At 41.1% G+C, this 17,930-nt stretch carries 13 protein-coding genes; 5 read left to right on the top strand and 8 right to left on the bottom strand.

Translation table 11 applies throughout. The features are described 5' to 3' along the window. Window positions 1-14: 14 nt before the first annotated feature. The 5 genes from JMY09_RS00225 to sdhC form a co-directional block, all read right to left on the bottom strand. Entirely contained in the window at window positions 15-2,882 is a 2,868-nt protein-coding gene (locus JMY09_RS00225) for a 2-oxoglutarate dehydrogenase E1 component (RefSeq protein WP_201621589.1), read from the bottom strand. A gap of 1,047 nt (window positions 2,883-3,929) precedes the next feature. Further along, window positions 3,930-4,640 (bottom strand): succinate dehydrogenase iron-sulfur subunit, encoded by a 711-nt coding sequence (locus tag JMY09_RS00220; protein WP_201621588.1) that lies wholly within the window; start codon window positions 4,638-4,640, stop codon window positions 3,930-3,932. A gap of 181 nt (window positions 4,641-4,821) precedes the next feature. Beyond that, on the bottom strand, window positions 4,822-6,672 hold the full coding sequence (sdhA, locus tag JMY09_RS00215; protein WP_201621587.1) for a succinate dehydrogenase flavoprotein subunit: 1,851 nt from the start codon (window positions 6,670-6,672) through the stop codon (window positions 4,822-4,824). 193 nt (window positions 6,673-6,865) lie between these two features. Beyond that, the gene (gene sdhD, locus JMY09_RS00210; protein WP_227677108.1) at window positions 6,866-7,252 is read right to left on the bottom strand and encodes a succinate dehydrogenase, hydrophobic membrane anchor protein; all 387 of its coding nucleotides are present in this window, start codon (window positions 7,250-7,252) and stop codon (window positions 6,866-6,868) included. Window positions 7,253-7,272: 20 nt separating this feature from the next. Further along, window positions 7,273-7,662 carry a succinate dehydrogenase, cytochrome b556 subunit gene (gene sdhC / locus JMY09_RS00205; RefSeq protein WP_201621585.1) on the bottom strand — a complete coding sequence of 130 codons (390 nt, stop codon included), beginning with the start codon at window positions 7,660-7,662 and terminating at the stop codon, window positions 7,273-7,275. A 1,018-nt stretch (window positions 7,663-8,680) separates the two neighbouring features. Between sdhC and gltA the strand changes: the two genes are divergently transcribed. From gltA to JMY09_RS00190, 3 genes are all read left to right on the top strand, one after another. Then, window positions 8,681-9,976 (top strand): citrate synthase, encoded by a 1,296-nt coding sequence (gene gltA / locus JMY09_RS00200; RefSeq protein WP_201621584.1) that lies wholly within the window; start codon window positions 8,681-8,683, stop codon window positions 9,974-9,976. A 471-nt stretch (window positions 9,977-10,447) separates the two neighbouring features. Continuing rightward, window positions 10,448-10,777 (top strand): hypothetical protein, encoded by a 330-nt coding sequence (locus tag JMY09_RS00195; RefSeq protein WP_201621583.1) that lies wholly within the window; start codon window positions 10,448-10,450, stop codon window positions 10,775-10,777. A gap of 107 nt (window positions 10,778-10,884) precedes the next feature. Next, window positions 10,885-12,099 (top strand): IS256 family transposase, encoded by a 1,215-nt coding sequence (locus JMY09_RS00190; protein ID WP_201621582.1) that lies wholly within the window; start codon window positions 10,885-10,887, stop codon window positions 12,097-12,099. A 473-nt stretch (window positions 12,100-12,572) separates the two neighbouring features. Here the strand turns inward: JMY09_RS00190 and JMY09_RS00185 are convergent, their stop codons facing one another. Further along, complete coding sequence (locus JMY09_RS00185) at window positions 12,573-13,445, bottom strand: hypothetical protein (RefSeq protein ID WP_201621581.1); 873 nt, start codon at window positions 13,443-13,445, stop codon at window positions 12,573-12,575. A gap of 204 nt (window positions 13,446-13,649) precedes the next feature. Beyond that, entirely contained in the window at window positions 13,650-14,186 is a 537-nt protein-coding gene (locus tag JMY09_RS00180) for a type IV secretion protein Rhs (RefSeq protein WP_201621580.1), read from the bottom strand. Window positions 14,187-14,488: 302 nt separating this feature from the next. Here JMY09_RS00180 and JMY09_RS00175 point away from each other — a divergent pair, with 302 nt between their 5' ends. Next, window positions 14,489-15,796 carry a replication-associated recombination protein A gene (locus JMY09_RS00175; RefSeq protein WP_201621579.1) on the top strand — a complete coding sequence of 436 codons (1,308 nt, stop codon included), beginning with the start codon at window positions 14,489-14,491 and terminating at the stop codon, window positions 15,794-15,796. Window positions 15,797-16,138: 342 nt separating this feature from the next. Beyond that, window positions 16,139-17,251, top strand: a complete 1,113-nt coding sequence (gene ribBA / locus JMY09_RS00170; protein ID WP_201621578.1) for a bifunctional 3,4-dihydroxy-2-butanone-4-phosphate synthase/GTP cyclohydrolase II — start codon at window positions 16,139-16,141, stop codon at window positions 17,249-17,251. A gap of 128 nt (window positions 17,252-17,379) precedes the next feature. Here ribBA and JMY09_RS00165 read toward each other — a convergent pair whose 3' ends face one another. Further along, window positions 17,380-17,928 carry an acyl-CoA thioesterase gene (locus tag JMY09_RS00165; protein ID WP_201621577.1) on the bottom strand — a complete coding sequence of 183 codons (549 nt, stop codon included), beginning with the start codon at window positions 17,926-17,928 and terminating at the stop codon, window positions 17,380-17,382. Window positions 17,929-17,930 lie beyond the last annotated feature (2 nt).

The following is a 17,930-nucleotide window of genomic DNA, read 5'->3' as shown; positions in this document are numbered from 1 at the left end:
TCAAAGTTTTTTAACTATTTAGCCAGTTGGTCGACTGTTATGCCAAGACCACCAGCAATTAGAGCTTGCTGCTGCTGGACATGCAGTTTTGCAGATCCTGTTGCAGGAGCTGCACTAGCAGGACGTGCAACTGGTCTCATAAGCTCCGCTTTAGTTGGATGCGGTACTACGATACGGAACATATTTGGTGCTAAGTAATTCCAAGCGCCTTGGTTCAACGGCTCTTCTTGCGTCCAAACTATTTCTTCAAGATTACTGTATTTTTCGATCTCAGCAACCATGCGTGCTTCTGGTAGCGGATACAATTGCTCGATACGGACGATAGCCACATGATCAAGACCTAAAGCACGACGCTGCTCTAGTAAGTCATAATAAACCTTACCACCACAAAGTACCAAACGCGTTACTTTGCTAGCATCTTGATTGTCTATCTCTGACAATACTGTCTCAAACTTGCCGTTAGCCAGCTCTTCTAATTCTGAAGTTGCCAGCTTATGACGTAACAAGCTTTTTGGCGACATCACAATCAGTGGCTTACGGATAGGACGCACACCTTGGCGACGTAACGCATGATATATTTGCGCTGGCGTAGTTGGGGTGATTACTTGCATATTGTCTTCAGCACATAACTGCAAGAAACGCTCAAGACGGGCTGAAGAATGCTCAGGGCCTTGACCTTCAAAGCCGTGTGGCAATAACATAGTCAGACCACAAACGCGCTGCCATTTAGTCTCACCGCTGGCGATGAACTGATCGATAACAACTTGCGCGCCATTAACAAAGTCACCGAACTGCGCTTCCCAAATAACTACCGCATTAGGAACCGTAGTCGCATAACCATACTCAAAGGCTAATACCGCCTCTTCTGATAACAAAGAGTTATAAGTAGCAAAGCGTGCTTGTTTTTCACTCATGTGAGCTAGTGGCACATACATACTGCCATCAGTGACATTATACAGTTCGCTATGACGATGAGAGAAAGTACCACGACCCACATCTTCACCAGTGATACGCACCATAATATCATCGTTATCAACTAAAGAAGCATAAGCTAAAGTCTCAGCTGCTCCCCAGTTCAATGGCTCTGTACCAGTTTGCATCGCTAAACGCTGCTCAACAACTTTTTGAACTTGGCGTTGTAAAGTATAGCCTTCAGGCATCTCAGCCATTTTGCGGCCATAAGCTTTAAGCTTCTCTATATCGACACTAGTATCCCAATCATCTTGTAGCTCATGGCCTAGATAAGGGGTCCAGTCAACGAATAACTCTTCGCTTGGCTCAAGAACTAAAGCATTTACTACGTATTCACCACGATCTAACGATTCACGATATTCGTCTTCATATTTGGTAGCTTCAGCATCGCTGATCACGCCCGCTGCAACTAATTTTTGTACATAGATAGTACGAGTAGTCGCTAGTTTTTTGATAACGGCATACATCAAAGGCTGAGTTGCTGATGGCTCATCGGCTTCGTTATGACCATTACGACGATAGCAGAACAAATCAATAATAATATCTTTACCAAACTCATGGCGATAATCTAACGCTAATTGTGAGGCAAATACTACTGATTCAGGGTCATCGCCATTCACGTGTAATATAGGCGCATGAACCATTTTTGCTACGTCAGTACAGTATTCTGTCGAACGCGCATCTTCTTGACGGCTAGTAGTAAAGCCGACTTGGTTATTAATAACGATATGTAGCGTGCCACCCGTAGTATAAGCACGAGTCTGTGACATCTGGAAGGTCTCTTGCACTACGCCTTGACCAGCAAACGCCGCATCACCATGAACTACGATAGGCAATACCAAGTTACCATCAGTATCGTTACGACGTACTTGACGGGCACGTACTGAGCCTTCTAGTACTGGAGCAACAATCTCAAGATGTGATGGGTTAAAGGCTAAAGCTAAATGTGCTTCTCCGCCTGGAGTCATCACGTTTGATGAGTAACCATTGTGATACTTAACGTCACCGGAGCCTTTTTCTGGCTGCACTTTGCCGTCGAATTCATCAAATAAATCCGCGGGGTTTTTACCCAAAACGTTAACCAACAGGTTAAGACGTCCGCGATGCGCCATACCGATAACCATCTCTTTAGTACCATAACTACCAGCACGTTGGATGATTTCATTAACTGCCGGAATAAAGCTCTCACCGCCTTCTAGACCGAAACGTTTTACCCCAGTATATTTACGCGCTAGATATTTCTCTAGGCCTTCAGCTGCTGTCAAAATCTCGAGTATAGCTAAACGTTTTTCTTTATCGAATTCGATATGACCCAAATTAGATTCAAGATACTTTTCCATCCAGCGTTTTTCAGTACTGCTAGTGACGTGCATGTACTCTACACCGATATAACGGCAGTAGACGCGTTCCATGATTTCGATAATCTCACGTAACGATGCTTCACTCTTACCGATATTTAAATCGCTAGTAGGATATATCGTGTCCAAATCAGACTCTGCTAGATTATGATAAGCCAGCGTTAGGTCTTCAACTTCCGGACGTGGGTGTAAGCCTAAAGGATCAAGCTGAGCATAACGATGACCACGGCGACGATAAGCAGAAATAAGCTGTTGAACGCCCATTTGCTTAGGATCTGCACGGTGTGTAGCATTAGAAGCTGCCCCATCAGTAGACGCAACAGATCCTTTATTAGCTGTTTGGTTACGAGCTAATAATAAAAACTGATCTTTGATAGCGTTATGATGAGCATCGTTTGGCGATTGATACTGTTTAAAGTAATCTTGCCAATCCGTATCGACACTAGTAGGGTCGATTAGGAATTGCTCGTAGAGGGATTCGATATAAAGGGCGTTGTCAGCAGCGAGTTCAGTGTGTCCTGAATCAGTTACTTGTTTAGTTATGCTATTCATAATAATCGTCTATTTGATAGATAAATGAATGGAATTGTGCTTATTGTTGTGTGATCCGTCATATGCTAAGCACTTGGACAGTTGGCGTATACCATCAGAAAGTAGTTACTCGGAATGTAGTTGCTTATCGTGGCTATGTGGTCACTTACTTTGATGGTTATTTTACTAATAAATACATCAAACCAGTTACTACTAAGTTTATAGTTATCATTAATTGTGAACGTCCGGTCTTGTTTTCAGCCTCGTTTCACAAAATCGATTGCTATATACTAAAAGCAGCCATAACTAATAGATTAATACCTAATCCTATTATCATAGCTCACTATTAAAACCTTGATGAGCTAGCATCGTAACTTCAATATAACTTTGATAAATAATTGGTAGATAGTTAAGGTATTCAGCTAGCCGATAGATCAGCTATTTCCTGCTGCAAAAATTCTTCCTTGATCAATATACGCTGTTTTTGTGCTAAACATACATTGCTGCTTAGGGTAACATGCAAAAATTACCTGAGGTAGTTTGTTTGTTCAATACTAGGTATTTATGTAATAAATATTCATTATAGCCTTCATATTGAGCACGGTGACTATGATAACATTTTTATTTGCATGTTTTTACAGCTATTATAAAAATAGTGGCTTTAATTCGCTATATTATTTTGGTAATTGGTAATAATCATAAATATTGTGTAGAAAATCAGCATTTTACTAGCTATTGCTCATTAGTTAAGAAAAAATAGATTTTTACAGGCTATCAACGCGACGCTATTATAAAATTACAAGCAGATAGATAGCAGTCATAGTAGCTGGTTATGGCTAATAGTGTCGATAACTAAGCTAGTCACTTGTACTCGAGCTGACCATAACAACTCTAATCAATTTCAAGGGCTAGCTGCCAATAACTATCTAGAGCAGATTCTTGCCGTCTACCACACCCTACTCAATGTCCTGAAACCAAAAAAAACACCGCCAGCTTACTGACGATGTTTTATGCTGTGTTTTTTTAGATAGCTTCTATTGCCTGTTGCCGGCAACTATTGGCTAGATACTACCCTGCTTGGTCAATTAGCATATTACGCAAATGGCCAATCGCTTGTGTAGGATTTAAACCTTTAGGACACACTGATACACAGTTCATGATGCCACGGCAGCGGAATAAGCTAAACGGATCATCTAAACGTGCCAAACGGGCTTGAGTATCATTATCACGGCTATCTGCTACAAATCGATAAGCATGCAACAGTGCTGACGGGCCTAAGAATTTATCAGGGTTCCACCAAAATGATGGGCAGCTAGTAGAACAGCAAGCGCATAAGATACACTCGTAAAGACCGTTAAGTTTATCACGCTGTTCAGGCGACTGTAGACGCTCAGTTGGTGGTGCTGGCTGATCGTTGATTAAGTAAGGATGAACCTTCTCATACTGCTCATAGAACTGGTTCATATCGACGACTAAATCACGCACTACAGGTAAACCTGGGAGGGGACGGATAGTAATTTTCTCAGGTAAAGTATTCATGTTCAGCAAGCAAGCCAAACCGTTCTTACCATTGATGTTCATACCATCAGAGCCACAGATACCTTCACGACAAGAGCGACGGAAAGTAATAGTTTCATCTTGCTTTTTTAGACGTAATAGCAAGTCGAGTAACATACGATCAGAGTCTAATAGCTCAATGGTATAAGTCTGCATACGTGGCGCTGCGTCCTTGTCAGGATCGTAGCGATAAATTTCGATGGTGCGAGTACCTCTGCTCATAATACTAAACTCCACACTAAGTGAGGGCGAGCGTACAAGAATTGCTTTATGGTTGCGCCAGCTTTTATCAATAGGCTTATCAATAAAAGCGCGGCGCTGGCATAAACTTGTAGCTGGCGGTCATCTTTTAATAAATGAATAATGAATGATTACTTATCTGCTAATCAGTTGACGCTTAATATTAATAGACGCGAACTTTTGGCTCAATATAATCTACGGTCAAGGGTACAGTGCGAACTGGCTTATAAACCACCCGATTATCTTTAGAATACCATAAGGTATGCTTCATCCAATCGTGGTCGTTACGACCGTTTGGTGCATAATCATCATCTTCTGGGCGATCATAATCCGCTACACTGTGCGCACCACGGCTTTCATGACGATGAGCGGCTGATACCATAGTAGCTTTAGCTACTTCGTATAAGTTAGCTACTTCAAAGGCCTCAATACGCGCAGTATTAAACACTTGTGACTTATCGGTAAGGTGAATTTGGTCAATCTTATCCCCTAGCGCTAAGATTCTTTCAACCCCTTCATCCATCATAGCTTGCGTACGGAATACGCTAGCATGCTTCTGCATGATTTCGCGGATCTCATCAGCCACATCTTGTGCGTTGTAGCCTTCAGTGGATTGTTGTAACTTGTCTAAACGGTTAACGGTAAAATCAAGTACATGCGGATCAAGCGGTTTGTAGGTATGATCGGCATGATGATATTCGTCAACGATATGTTTGCCCGCAGCGCGACCAAAGACCAGTAAATCAAGCAGTGAGTTAGTGCCTAAACGGTTGGCACCATGCACACTTACACAGGCACATTCACCAATAGCATAAAGACCTTTAACTACAGTGCCTTCAGTATATCTGCCCTCTTCATCAGTGCCTGCTTCTAGATCAGGGGTGATCACTTGACCGTGGATAGTAGTAGGAATACCTCCCATCATATAATGAATGGTTGGGATAACTGGAATAGGCTCTTTAGTGATATCTACGTTAGCGAAGTTTTTACCAATCTCGAACACTGATGGCAAGCGTTTCATAATAGTTTCGACACCTAAGTGCGTCATGTCCATCACGATATAATCGCCATTAGGACCACAACCACGACCTTCTTTAATTTCTTGATCCATAGAGCGCGAAACTAAATCACGAGGCGCCAAGTCTTTTACAGTTGGCGCATAACGCTCCATGAAAGCTTCACCATCTTTATTGCGTAAGATAGCGCCTTCACCGCGACAACCTTCAGTCAGCAGTACACCGGCACCGGCAACACCCGTTGGATGAAACTGCCAGAACTCCATATCTTGTAGAGGGACACCAGCACGAACCGCCATGCCAATACCATCACCAGTATTAATATAAGCATTAGTAGAGGCGGCAAAGATACGACCAGCTCCGCCAGTTGCTAATACAGTAATAGGGGCTTGGAATACGGCGACTGTACCTGTTTCTTGCTCAAGAGCAATAACGCCATTAATGTTACCAGCTTCATCTTTGATCAAATCAAGCGCAATCCACTCGATAAAAAATTGTGTACCTTGTTCAAGGTTTTTTTGATATAAAGTATGTAGCATTGCATGACCAGTACGGTCAGCTGCTGCACAAGCGCGTTGTACGGCTTTTTCACCATAGTTTGAAGTATGACCACCGAACGGACGCTGATAGATCGTACCATCTTCGTTTCTATCGAACGGCATACCCATATGCTCAAGCTCATAAACCACTTTTGGTGCTTCGCGGCACATGTACTCGATAGCGTCTTGATCGCCTAACCAGTCTGAACCTTTGACAGTATCATAAAAGTGAAAATGCCAGTTATCATTACTCATGTTGCCAAGGCTGGCTCCAATACCACCTTGAGCGGCGACAGTGTGTGAGCGCGTTGGAAATACTTTGGTAAGTACCGCGACATTCATACCTGCTTCAGCTAGGTGTAATGAGGCACGCATACCTGACCCGCCACCACCAACGATGATCGCATCGTAATTTAGGGTTTTTATATTGCTGATAGTATTATCTTGTCTAGTTGCCATTACGGTTTTCCTAATGCTTGTTAATGCTTGCGGAGTCAATACACGGGCTACCAAATAATATATTTACCAAGTTGCTTATGCTGATTTACTTATATGGTATTGCGTAGTTGCTTTTAAACATCCACATCCTCAATAAACTTGACTTGGCAGTCCATCACTATTTATACATTAAAAATATTTCTAACTAGTAAAGTTAAACCGCAATGACCCCGAAGCCATTACCCCAAAAGATCATGACGCCCCAGAATACATAAACTAAAATAGCGGCTATCATCAAAGCTTGTAAGATCAGGCGCAGACCACTAGCTTTTGGCCCTATCTTATTAGTAGTAATATAGTCAGTAAATACTGTCCACATCCCTACCCATGCATGGCCAGCCAGTGCAATAATAGCCACTAAACTAAATAAGCGCATTGGCAAGCTAGTCATAAAGTCTGACCATTCAATGAAGCTGACATCACTGTGCGTTAAAAAGAACCCTAGCAGCACGACACTATAGACGGCTAATACCACAGCACCGAAGCGTTGCACTATCCAATCGCGTGATCCTGAGCCAGTTAAACCAGTGGCGCTTTTAATTCCTGAATCATTTTTGATCATTAGAACATCACCCATACAAATGACGCGGCAATCAAGATCGCGGCGATGACAAAACCAACAACAGCAGCTGTGCGGCCAGATTTTAAGCTCTCATTCATACCCATGTCAGCTAATAAATGCTTCATACCCATCACAAAATGATAAGCAATAGCGGCGACGAATATCCAAGCCACAAAACGTACAAGAACGTTATCAAAAACGGTCTCAAAGCTTTCAGGCGAGGCTAATGAAGTCTGTAATAGCCAAAGCATGACAGGAATAAGTAAAAATAAAACAATGCCAGAGACGCGATGTAGAATTGAAGCTACGGCAATAGGCGACTTTGCATTGACGCTAATCACTTGGCTCAAAGGCAGATCTATGGGGCGGTTGCTTTTCACAGCGGGCATCCTTTTGTGGTTATATCCGGTAGCTGCTTATGGTTTGATGATCGTCTACAAACACACTTAACACTACACAGGACGAATAAAATAAGGAAGAGCTAGCTGACTTTACTAACTTTGCGCAAATTAATTTTGTCTAATTTATTTATAAGCAGCACTGTAACTCATTATGAATAACTAATAGAACCAATCTGATATTCATAACAGTCATTATTATCAAGTGACCATTCTATAATAGTGTTAATTAAATCTTATCTATGCCCTTTAACGCAAAAAAGATAACTTTTATTTGTCATCTTTTGTTAAGTAGGACTAAATAGCCAGCACTATCAAAATAGGATAATCGGGCTCAACATTCAAGGCGTAAACCGTTGTTAAAGCTATAAATTAGTCAATTAATCGTAACAAAGTATAAGTTTTTACAGCAATTACTAACAAGCTAAAATAAAGTATTAAAACTAAAGCAGATACTTTTTATTTGCGCATCTTTAGTATCAGCCAAATTATGCCAATTATAAAATGCTTATGCCTGAAATACAAATTTATCCCCTAAATACCGAATATACTTTAGAGAATCGAAAATAGTTTGGATTTAGAAAATTCAGCCGCTACTATTATATGTCACTTGCGCTGAATTATTGCTTCAGTGTTTCGCTGTTGAGCATATCCTGTCTATGCTAGCTTTGATAATAATTATAATAGTTAATAAAATCTTACTAATTATATAGCGTGGTTATTTAGCTAAAGAGGATTTTTTAACTACTGATTAACATTAGAAAACAGTTAAAATTACTAAGTAGACATATTTTGATACAAAAATTAGTAGCTGCAAAGCCCATTAAACCACGTGAATCAGAGGATTTACTAGTAAAAGTCTTTTCAAACCATTACTCTTTACTGCTAATATAGCTTCAATCTAAGCATAGTTAAGTTTGTTCGTTTGTTCGTTTATCTGGCCATGATGTAATAATCATATATCGCCAGTATTTTATGCTAATAATGTAAAACCAATAGAGAGGAACTTATGGCTGATAACATCAAAGCTAATAATAACGCCACACTAAATGTAGACGGTAAGGAATACCAATTTCCAGTTATCAAGGGGTCTTTAGGGCGCCCGGTTCTAGATATTGCTGCTTTACAAGAAGCCGGCTACTGGTCTTATGATCCTGGGTTTAAAGTAACTGCTCCTGTTGAATCAAAAATAACTTTTATTGACGGTGGTAAAGGCGAACTACTATATCGCGGCTATCCTATCGATCAATTGGCTAACAATGCTGAATACTTAGAAGTGGCCTATGCGCTTGTTCATGGCGAACTGCCCAATGCTGAGCAAAAAGCAGACTTCTATGAAAAGGTTCGTAAGCATTCAGCAGTACATGATCAATTACGTAAATTCTTTGAAGGTTTCCGTCGTGACGCGCATCCTATGGCTATCATGGTTGGTGTCGTTGGTGCTTTATCAGCGTTCTATCATGAAGGCTTAGATGTCGATAATGAGCATCATCGCGAAATTACTGCTATTCGTTTGATTGCAAAGATGCCAACCCTTGCTGCTATGAGTTATAAATACTCAAAAGGCGAACCTTTCATGTACCCGCGTAATGACTTGAATTATGCTGAAAACTTCGTTTACATGATGTTTGCTACTCCTGCTGACGTTGATTTCAAGGTTAATCCAATCATCGCCAAAGCCATGGATAAAATCTTTACTTTGCATGCTGATCATGAGCAAAATGCTTCTACGTCTACTGTACGTTTGGCTGGCTCAACCGGCGCAAATCCTTATGCTTGTATCGCTGCTGGTATTGCTGCACTTTGGGGTCCATCACACGGTGGGGCTAACGAAGCAGTCCTAGAGATGTTGGATGAGATCGGTACCGTAGAAAACGTACCAGCCTTTATGGAAAAAGTAAAAAGCCGTGAAGTGAAACTAATGGGCTTTGGTCATCGTGTCTACAAGAACTTCGATCCACGCGCACAAGTATTGAAAGAGACTTGTGATGAAGTACTTACTGCCCTTGGTATTAACGATCCTAAGCTTGAATTGGCTATGGCTCTAGAGAAAATCGCTTTAGAAGATCCGTTCTTCATTGAGCGTAACTTATATCCAAACGTTGATTTTTACTCTGGTATTATTCTAAAAGCCATAGGTATCCCAACTTCAATGTTTACAGTTATTTTCTCATTGGCTCGCACTTCAGGTTGGATCAGCCATTGGCTTGAGATGCATAGCGCACCGTTCAAAATCGGTCGTCCGCGTCAGTTGTACACTGGTGAGACTCATCGTGACTTCGTAGAAGTTAAAGATCGTAAGTAAGGTTATGACTTTCTATTAAGCCTATTGTTAAATCAAAAAATCCCGCCATGTGCGGGATTTTTTGGCTCTGTTTGAGTGTGTAATGGGAGCCAACGAGGTTATTCATTACTTTTATTGAAATATTTATTTGACTCAGACTGTAACCATTATCTGCTCAAAGCTACACTGATTTGACCGTCAATAATATACTGTTGCCTGTAATCTGCAAAATGCATATAGCTTGGCTAGCAATACTTACAGTCGTATACTGAGTAACTAATTGTAATAAATGCTGCCTATGCGGGATTAGTAAGTGCTGTTTCGAAGTATTTTTAGAGCTTCATTATTATCATTATTCTGTAGCTTCCCAATGATATTGGCATAATAATTATTATCATTAAGCTCATATTAGGTATAGGATATAGTCTAATTTACAGGATCTGTAGAGCATACAGTAAACTTAGTTAAAGCAACAGTTTCAATAAGGTTCTTATGGATTTCACTAAAAGGCTTCTGTCGCTATTCAGTTATAAATCCAAAGTGGATTATAAAGGTGATACTAGTGACCCAATGCTTATGAATGTAATGCTTTTAAAAGAGCACAGTGTTAATTGTCCTTGCAAATCTATAGCAATTCCTATTGGTATAAGAGGTAATAAATATCAATGTATAAAATGTGACAAGCAGCTTCTTGGTGTAAGTTATAATTTTGGCAACAGAGATATCACTGACTACTCTTCGGATACATTACCTAAAGATGCTAATCAATTAATTGACATGACATATTATGATGACTCTGTTAATTTTTTAAAAAATGAATGAAATTATAGATAGGATTTTGATACTAACTAGTGAGTTAAGAGCGCAAAACCAGGGAGTTTCCTAAAAACTGTGTAACTGCTTATAATCCACTAACCGGAGAATAAGCAATGACTACTCAATCTGACATTAAAAAACTGGCCGAGCAAATGGCTGGTAGCATGAAAAGCTTTGATGACATCAAAGACTTCCAAAAGCAGCTCATGCAATCCTTTATCGATACTGCCTTAGAGGCTGAGATGGAAGACCATCTCGGCTACCCCAAACATGAAAAGGCGGATAAATCTAATAAGCGTAACGGGCACACTAAAAAGACCGTCCGCAGTGACACAGGCGATCTTGAGATATCCACCCCAAGAGACCGTCATGGTGACTTTGAGCCTGTACTCGTTAGTAAGCATCAAACCCGTATCTCAGGTCTCGATGATAAAATCATATTCCTTTACGCCAAGGGTCAAACCACCACTGAGATCGTAGAGAGCATTAAAGAGCTCTACGATGTCGACATCTCAAGCTCTCTTGTCTCAAGAGTCACCGATAACATATTAGAGGACATCACCGCTTGGCAGAACCGGCCGCTGAGCAGTGTTTATCCTATCGTCTATTTAGACTGCGTTGTTGTTAAGGTACGTCAAGACAAGCAGATCATCAACAAGGCCATTTACTTAGCCCTAGGCGTCAATCTTAGCGGTAAGAAAGAGCTGCTTGGTATGTGGCTCTCAGAGAATGAAGGCGCTAAGTTCTGGCTGGGTGTTCTAACTGAACTACAAAACCGTGGGGTACAAGATATACTCATTGCCTGTGTCGATGGCTTAAAGGGCTTCCCTGATGCCATCAACACCGTCTACCCCAACGCTCAGGTTCAGCTGTGTATCGTACACATGGTGCGTTACTCAATGAAGTTCGTACCGTGGACAGATAAGAAGACCGTAGCAGCTGATTTAAAAGCCATCTACGGCGCTGATACGCTTGAGATAGCAGAGGCCAACCTTGAGCACTTTGATGAGGTGTGGGGGGATAAGTATCCGCACGTGGTCAAGTCTTGGCGTAATAACTGGGAGGGCTTAACGGTGTTCTTTGAGTACCCGAAAGACATCAGAAAAGTGATTTATACCACCAATGCGATAGAGTCGCTAAACAGTGTGATTCGGACGGCGGTGAATAAGCGTAAAGTATTTCCATCTGATCAGGCAGCATTCAAGGTAGTCTATCTGGCAACCCAGCAGGCATCCAAAAAGTGGTCGATGCCAATCCGTAACTGGACGTCTGCTCTGAATCGTTTTATGATTATGTTTGATGACCGTATCAGTAAGCATTTAATCTAAATGGCAGTTACACAGAATCTGGGATGGTCTCCAAAACCATTTTCTAGAACTTTATTGTCTTTATAGCAGCATTATGTTTGTGAACTGGGGTTTTATACCAGTAGTTATTTAGTCTCCATTAGTAATTACTGCCTATGTTTTCACCACTGTCATAAGTCTTGCTATCGCTTTGTTTTACCACACTTTCCTTTTACCAAACAGATATACTCAATGCATATTTTTAACTAGTATTTATGGGCTATAGTCTCTATTCTCTATTCTCTATTCTCTATTTTCTATTTTCTATTTTCTATTTTCTATTTTCTATTTTCTATTTTCTATAGTGTTTAAGCTTAGTTAACAGATATGCGTACCCTTTAATGAATTGAGCATAATTTTGCTTAACGCCTTACCTACTATATAGCTTCAATATCGTTTTGGGCTTCTACATTTGCTGAATCACTAGCGCACTCAGTAATGACTGTCAGAACTAACTACTTAAAATCTTTTAGAGTCTGCTCATATTTAGCGATCTGCTCATCGTAGCCTTTAATAGTTTCATTAAACTTTGACATTAACCCTTCAAATTCTTGTTGTTGGGTTACTTTCATCTGCTGCATATCCAAAACTTGTTGGGCTTCTATTTGCTTACCTACTTGATACTGCACAATCAACCGTGCCAGTGCTGGGCTTTTGGCATTAACCCGTTGGGCAATCTCTTCATGTTCGAACAACTGCGGTAGCAGAGTACTTATAGTGATCAAAGTATCTATTTCTTGGGCGGTCAGTTCAGTCGTTACTGGTTGATACAAGGCTTTCATAGCTTGCTGATAACGTTTAGTAGCCTGAGCTTCTGTCAGTATTCTAGGCTGTTGCGGCTCCAAGCTGATAAGTTTTAGCACTTCAAGATCACGTTCACCTATCTCAGTGCTAGTATTTATTTCAGTATTAGCGCTAGTATCAGGTTCTATAGTTTTAGGATTATTACCAGTTTTACTGTCGAGCGCTAGTGGAATTACTGGCTCAGTTTTGCTAGCAGTAGGGTTTTTATCGTCAGTAGCAAGCGGATCAGTATTCAATAAGCTAGTCTCATCAACTGAGGTATCAGCGGCTTCAAAGGCATCATACTCTGCTTGCAAGCGACGCTGTAGACTCATTACCTCAGCAACATATAAAGGTTGGAATTGCTCAATACGTGCTTTAGCCGAGTCACTTTGCACCGCCTTCTTATTATCCTCGGCATCCACTTGCTCACTAGTTTGGCTGTCTTTATCATCGTTCACTGATGCAGATTGCTGCTGACAACCGGTCAATAATAGTGTCCCCGTTAGCATAGCTGTTAACAGTGTTGATAATTTAAAGATCACAATGGCACTCCTAATTGACGGTTTAAAAATTTTAAATGATTATAAGTAGCTAAAATATCTTTCAACAAGAAATCATTTTTAGCTAAATACAGAACAAAAATCTGTTCAATCAATATAATTATTGACTACCTTAACTAAATAAAGTCATTCGTTCAACTAAGCTTACCGAAAATAGTAGTCGAATACATAGCTTAAATAGAGCCGTTAAATCGTAAACGAGTTATCGGTAGCTTGACTAGGATTATCGGTTTTAGCTTGCAAAAACGGAATGCAGTCCTCTAACTCTTTACAGTCCTCTCCCAACTGACGTCGTACAAAATAGTCTTGTACTATGCGCGCTTGCTGTTCAATACCGTAGTTAAAAAAAGACTTGCCGGTTTGTAATATATAGTTGTAACGACGGTTGATTATTGCGCCGCGCACTACCTTTAAACCACGCTGCAATTGCCAAACATGGGTTAGCTCATGAATCAGCCAGCTCTGCTTGCCAATAGACACTGTACTGAAGTCAGGGCACCAATCCGCTGGATGAAAATAGATATTGCCATTCGGACTAACAGCATAGTTTTTGAGTACCCACCAAGCTGTTTTAAGCTGTATCTCAGAAACATCTAAACTATCGGCAAAAACTGAATAAGCCAAAGCTATCTCGCCTGAGGTTAAATAACGAGATTGTGGCTTAGCCTCAAACGCTTGCCACTGTTGCTTAAGCGCTAAGCTAAGCGCATGACGAGAAACCATCGATAACACCTTTTTAATTTAGCAACCCAAAAGCAGCTGACTTGTGAATACTCAATATGCCCTAATATCAGTTAAACAATTGTATAAAATTTATAAATCCTCATTGCTGATGGTTGCTATAGTGACAATCTAATAGCTATAAGCCTCTACCAGCGATTTTATTATTAGCCTTAAGGAACCCAATAAGTAGAGCACTACTTTGCCTATGGGCAACACAACCGCTATGCTTATTGTTAGTACAGAAATCTACACAGCTCCAATAATGGCAAAAATTCTATTTTATCCATAAGCTAGAGAATCTTATGTCTGCATCTTTTCATTCTGATACACCGCTTGCCCAGCGCATGCGTCCGACTACGCTAGAAGCTATTGTTGGCCAAGAACATCTACTAGCAGTCGGCGCACCTTTGCGACGCTTGGTTGAACGTAATCATCTGCCATCGATTATATTACATGGTGAAGCGGGTATCGGAAAAACTACTATCGCGATGCTATTGGCCGCTGCAGTAGGCCGCCCCTTTCATGCTTTATCAGCGTTAAATACTGGGGTAAAACAGCTGCGAGAAGTATTAGATACTAAGGACTCATTAAGCTTTGAGTCGCCAGTAGTTTTTATTGATGAAATTCACCGTTTTAATAAAGCCCAGCAAGATGCCTTGTTAGGGGCGGTAGAATCAGGTGATATTACTTTAATTGGCGCAACTACAGAAAACCCCTCTTTTAGTGTCAACAATGCGCTGTTATCACGCTGCCAAGTTTATCGCTTAGAGCCACTAAACGCTGAGCAAATTGCCGTTGTATTACAGCGGGCTATCAGTACAGACAAAGTATTAAAGTCGCTAAATATTGATTTGCAAGCATCAGACTTCATTAATCAGTTATCTCATGGTGACGCTCGTAAGGCACTAAATCTGTTGGAGCTAGCGGTACAAACTGCTGACAATACGGCTAGCACCCAAGGGTCACAAGCCTCTATTGTCATTGATAACCAATTGGTTGGTCGTGTGGCGCAAACGGCACTAGTACGTTACGATAAAGACGGTGAGCAGCACTATGACATTATATCTGCGATGATCAAATCAGTGCGTGGCTCAGATCCTGATGCTGCACTATATTGGATGGCAAGAATGTTAGTTGCTGGCGAACCAGCTGACTTTATCGCTCGGCGTTTGGTGATTTTGGCCAGCGAAGACATCGGTAATGCGAACCCAAATGCCCTGCTTCTTGCCGATGCGGCCTTGCGTAGTGTGCAGTCTATTGGTATGCCTGAGTCCCGTATTATCTTAGGTCAAGTGGTAGTATATCTAGCCACTAGTGCCAAAAGTAACAGCACTTACCAAGCTATCAATGAAGCAATGAAACTTGCTGAGACTGATGCCTCTGCTGTACCCTTACATCTGCGTAATGGGGTCACTAAACTGATGCGTGATCAAGGCTACGGGGTTGGCTATGCTTATCCACATAATTATCCTAATCACTACTATGCGCAATCTTATCTACCTGATTCCTTAATAAATACCCAGTTTTATAAGTATGCTGATAATCAACGTGAGCAGCATAGTAAGCAGTTCATAGAGTGGCTAAAAAGCCAAGCTGCCAGTAATGACTGAACTAGAACTAGGTATTAATCGCTTACAAGGCCTAACAGCTGAAATAGAATAAAACAGTAAACCCAAGGGTCTAACGATGGAGCAGCAGTAGCTACTGAAACAAGCTAGAATATGCTAATAATTTTTATTAACATAACTTTATGGTAATTAATAAGTCTTTAAGTTTGAGTCTTCACCTTATAACAAGACCAATAACAACTCGCCACCCTAATAATAAAAAAGACTAATGACTACTATTTATTAATGCTTACAGCAGCTCATATAGCCAGCTGTTACAATAGCTACATAGCCATTCCCTTACGCTTTTTAAATAATGATAAATAACGAAATATAGAGACTTTTATGAGTTTAAATACTGTTCCTGAAATTATTGAAGACATCCGTGCTGGCAAGATGGTTATATTAATGGATGATGAAGATCGTGAAAACGAAGGTGATCTTATTATGGCCGCTACTCATGTGCGCCCAGAAGACATCAACTTCATGATTACCCACGCTCGTGGCTTAGTATGCCTGACCTTATCGCAAGCACGCTGTCAGCAGCTCGCTCTACCTTTAATGTCAGATCGCAATGAGGCAAAGTTCAGCACCAACTTTACGGTATCTATTGAGGCCGCCGAAGGGGTAACTACTGGTATTTCTGCTGCAGATCGCGCGCGTACTATTCAAGCCGCTGTCGCTTCATCAGCTAAACCTGAAGATATTGTTCAGCCTGGGCATATTTTTCCAATCATGGCACAAAATGGTGGAGTATTACATCGCGCTGGCCATACCGAAGCAGGCTGTGACCTTGCACGCTTAGCAGGGCTTGAGCCAGCAGCAGTTATCGTCGAAATCATCAATCCTGATGGTACTATGGCGCGCCGTGATGATCTAGAAGTGTTTGCCAAAGAGCATGATATAAAAATAGGTACTATCGCTGATTTGATCAACTATCGTATTGCTAATGAGCAGACCGTAGAAGAGATAGAGACTCGTGCTTTTGAGACTGAATACGGTACTTTTACTCTGCACCGTTTCCGCGAGTTTGGGGCTGATGAGACTCATTTAGCCCTAGTTAAAGGAGATGTGAGCGCTGGCGTAAGTACAGTACGTGTACATGGTTTTCATCCCTTACGCGATTTGTTCGCAGCCAAGAATGACACAACAGGTCGTAGTGGTTGGAGCGTGCAATCGGCTCTACAGGAGATCAGTGCCTCTGAACGTGGCGTTTTGGTCTGGATTGGTAGCCATCAGCCTATCGATTTAGGAGAAGCGCTGGATAAAGCAGATGATAATAAGTCGTTATCAACTATTACTCAGCAGCCCTATCGTAGTATCGGAGTTGGCGCCCAAATCCTACGTCATTTAGGCGTCCGTGATATGCGCTTACTGTCCTCGCCTATGAAGTTCTATGCCTTATCAGGGTTTGAATTAAACGTGGTCGATTTTGTTAATTCCCCTTCTCACGACTAACCATTAAAAACTTCAAAATCTAACAAATATCAAAAAAGGCAGGTTAACTAAAGTTAGCCTGCCTTTTTTATTAACGGCTGTTATCAAGCTTATGACAGGCTGATTAATCTAGCGAACTCTTCAACTTTTTATACTTGTGGCGTATGACCAAAGTCTTGCTCTAGTGCTAATAATCTTTGGCGTTCAGCCGCTGTCCAAGGTAGTTTTTTGCTGCCTGAACTGTCTAGACGAACGATGACCGCTTCCGCATTAGCAACGATTACTTGTTGCTCACAGCTATAGTAAGCATATTCTATAATGATACTAGTATTACCCAAACGTTGGCAGCGCACCCCTAATAATAAGGTATCAGGATAAGTCACCGGTCGCAAATATTGGCAACTTGATTGCGCCAGCATAGTAATCATACTGCCATCAAACATACCTAGCGTTTGTAAGTAGGTAATCCGTGCCGACTCTGCGTAACGATAATAGACTACATTGTTGAGGTGATTAAAGGCATCCATCTCACCCCACTGTACAGCCTGCTGATGGATTACCACATAATTTGCTAAGCTCTCAGGAATAGCGTGAATAGTAGTAATTGGCAGCGATGTTGCTGAATCAGCACTCTTACTAGCACTATTATTAGTATTGAGGCCAACATTACTGGGATTAACAATGGGGCTATTAGTCATAA

It is taken from the genome of Psychrobacter urativorans (genome assembly GCF_904846695.1).
GTDB classification, from domain to species: Bacteria; Pseudomonadota; Gammaproteobacteria; order Pseudomonadales; family Moraxellaceae; genus Psychrobacter; species Psychrobacter urativorans.
Note: the sequence above shows the minus strand (reverse complement) of the source record. Positions and strands in the feature narration are given on the sequence as shown.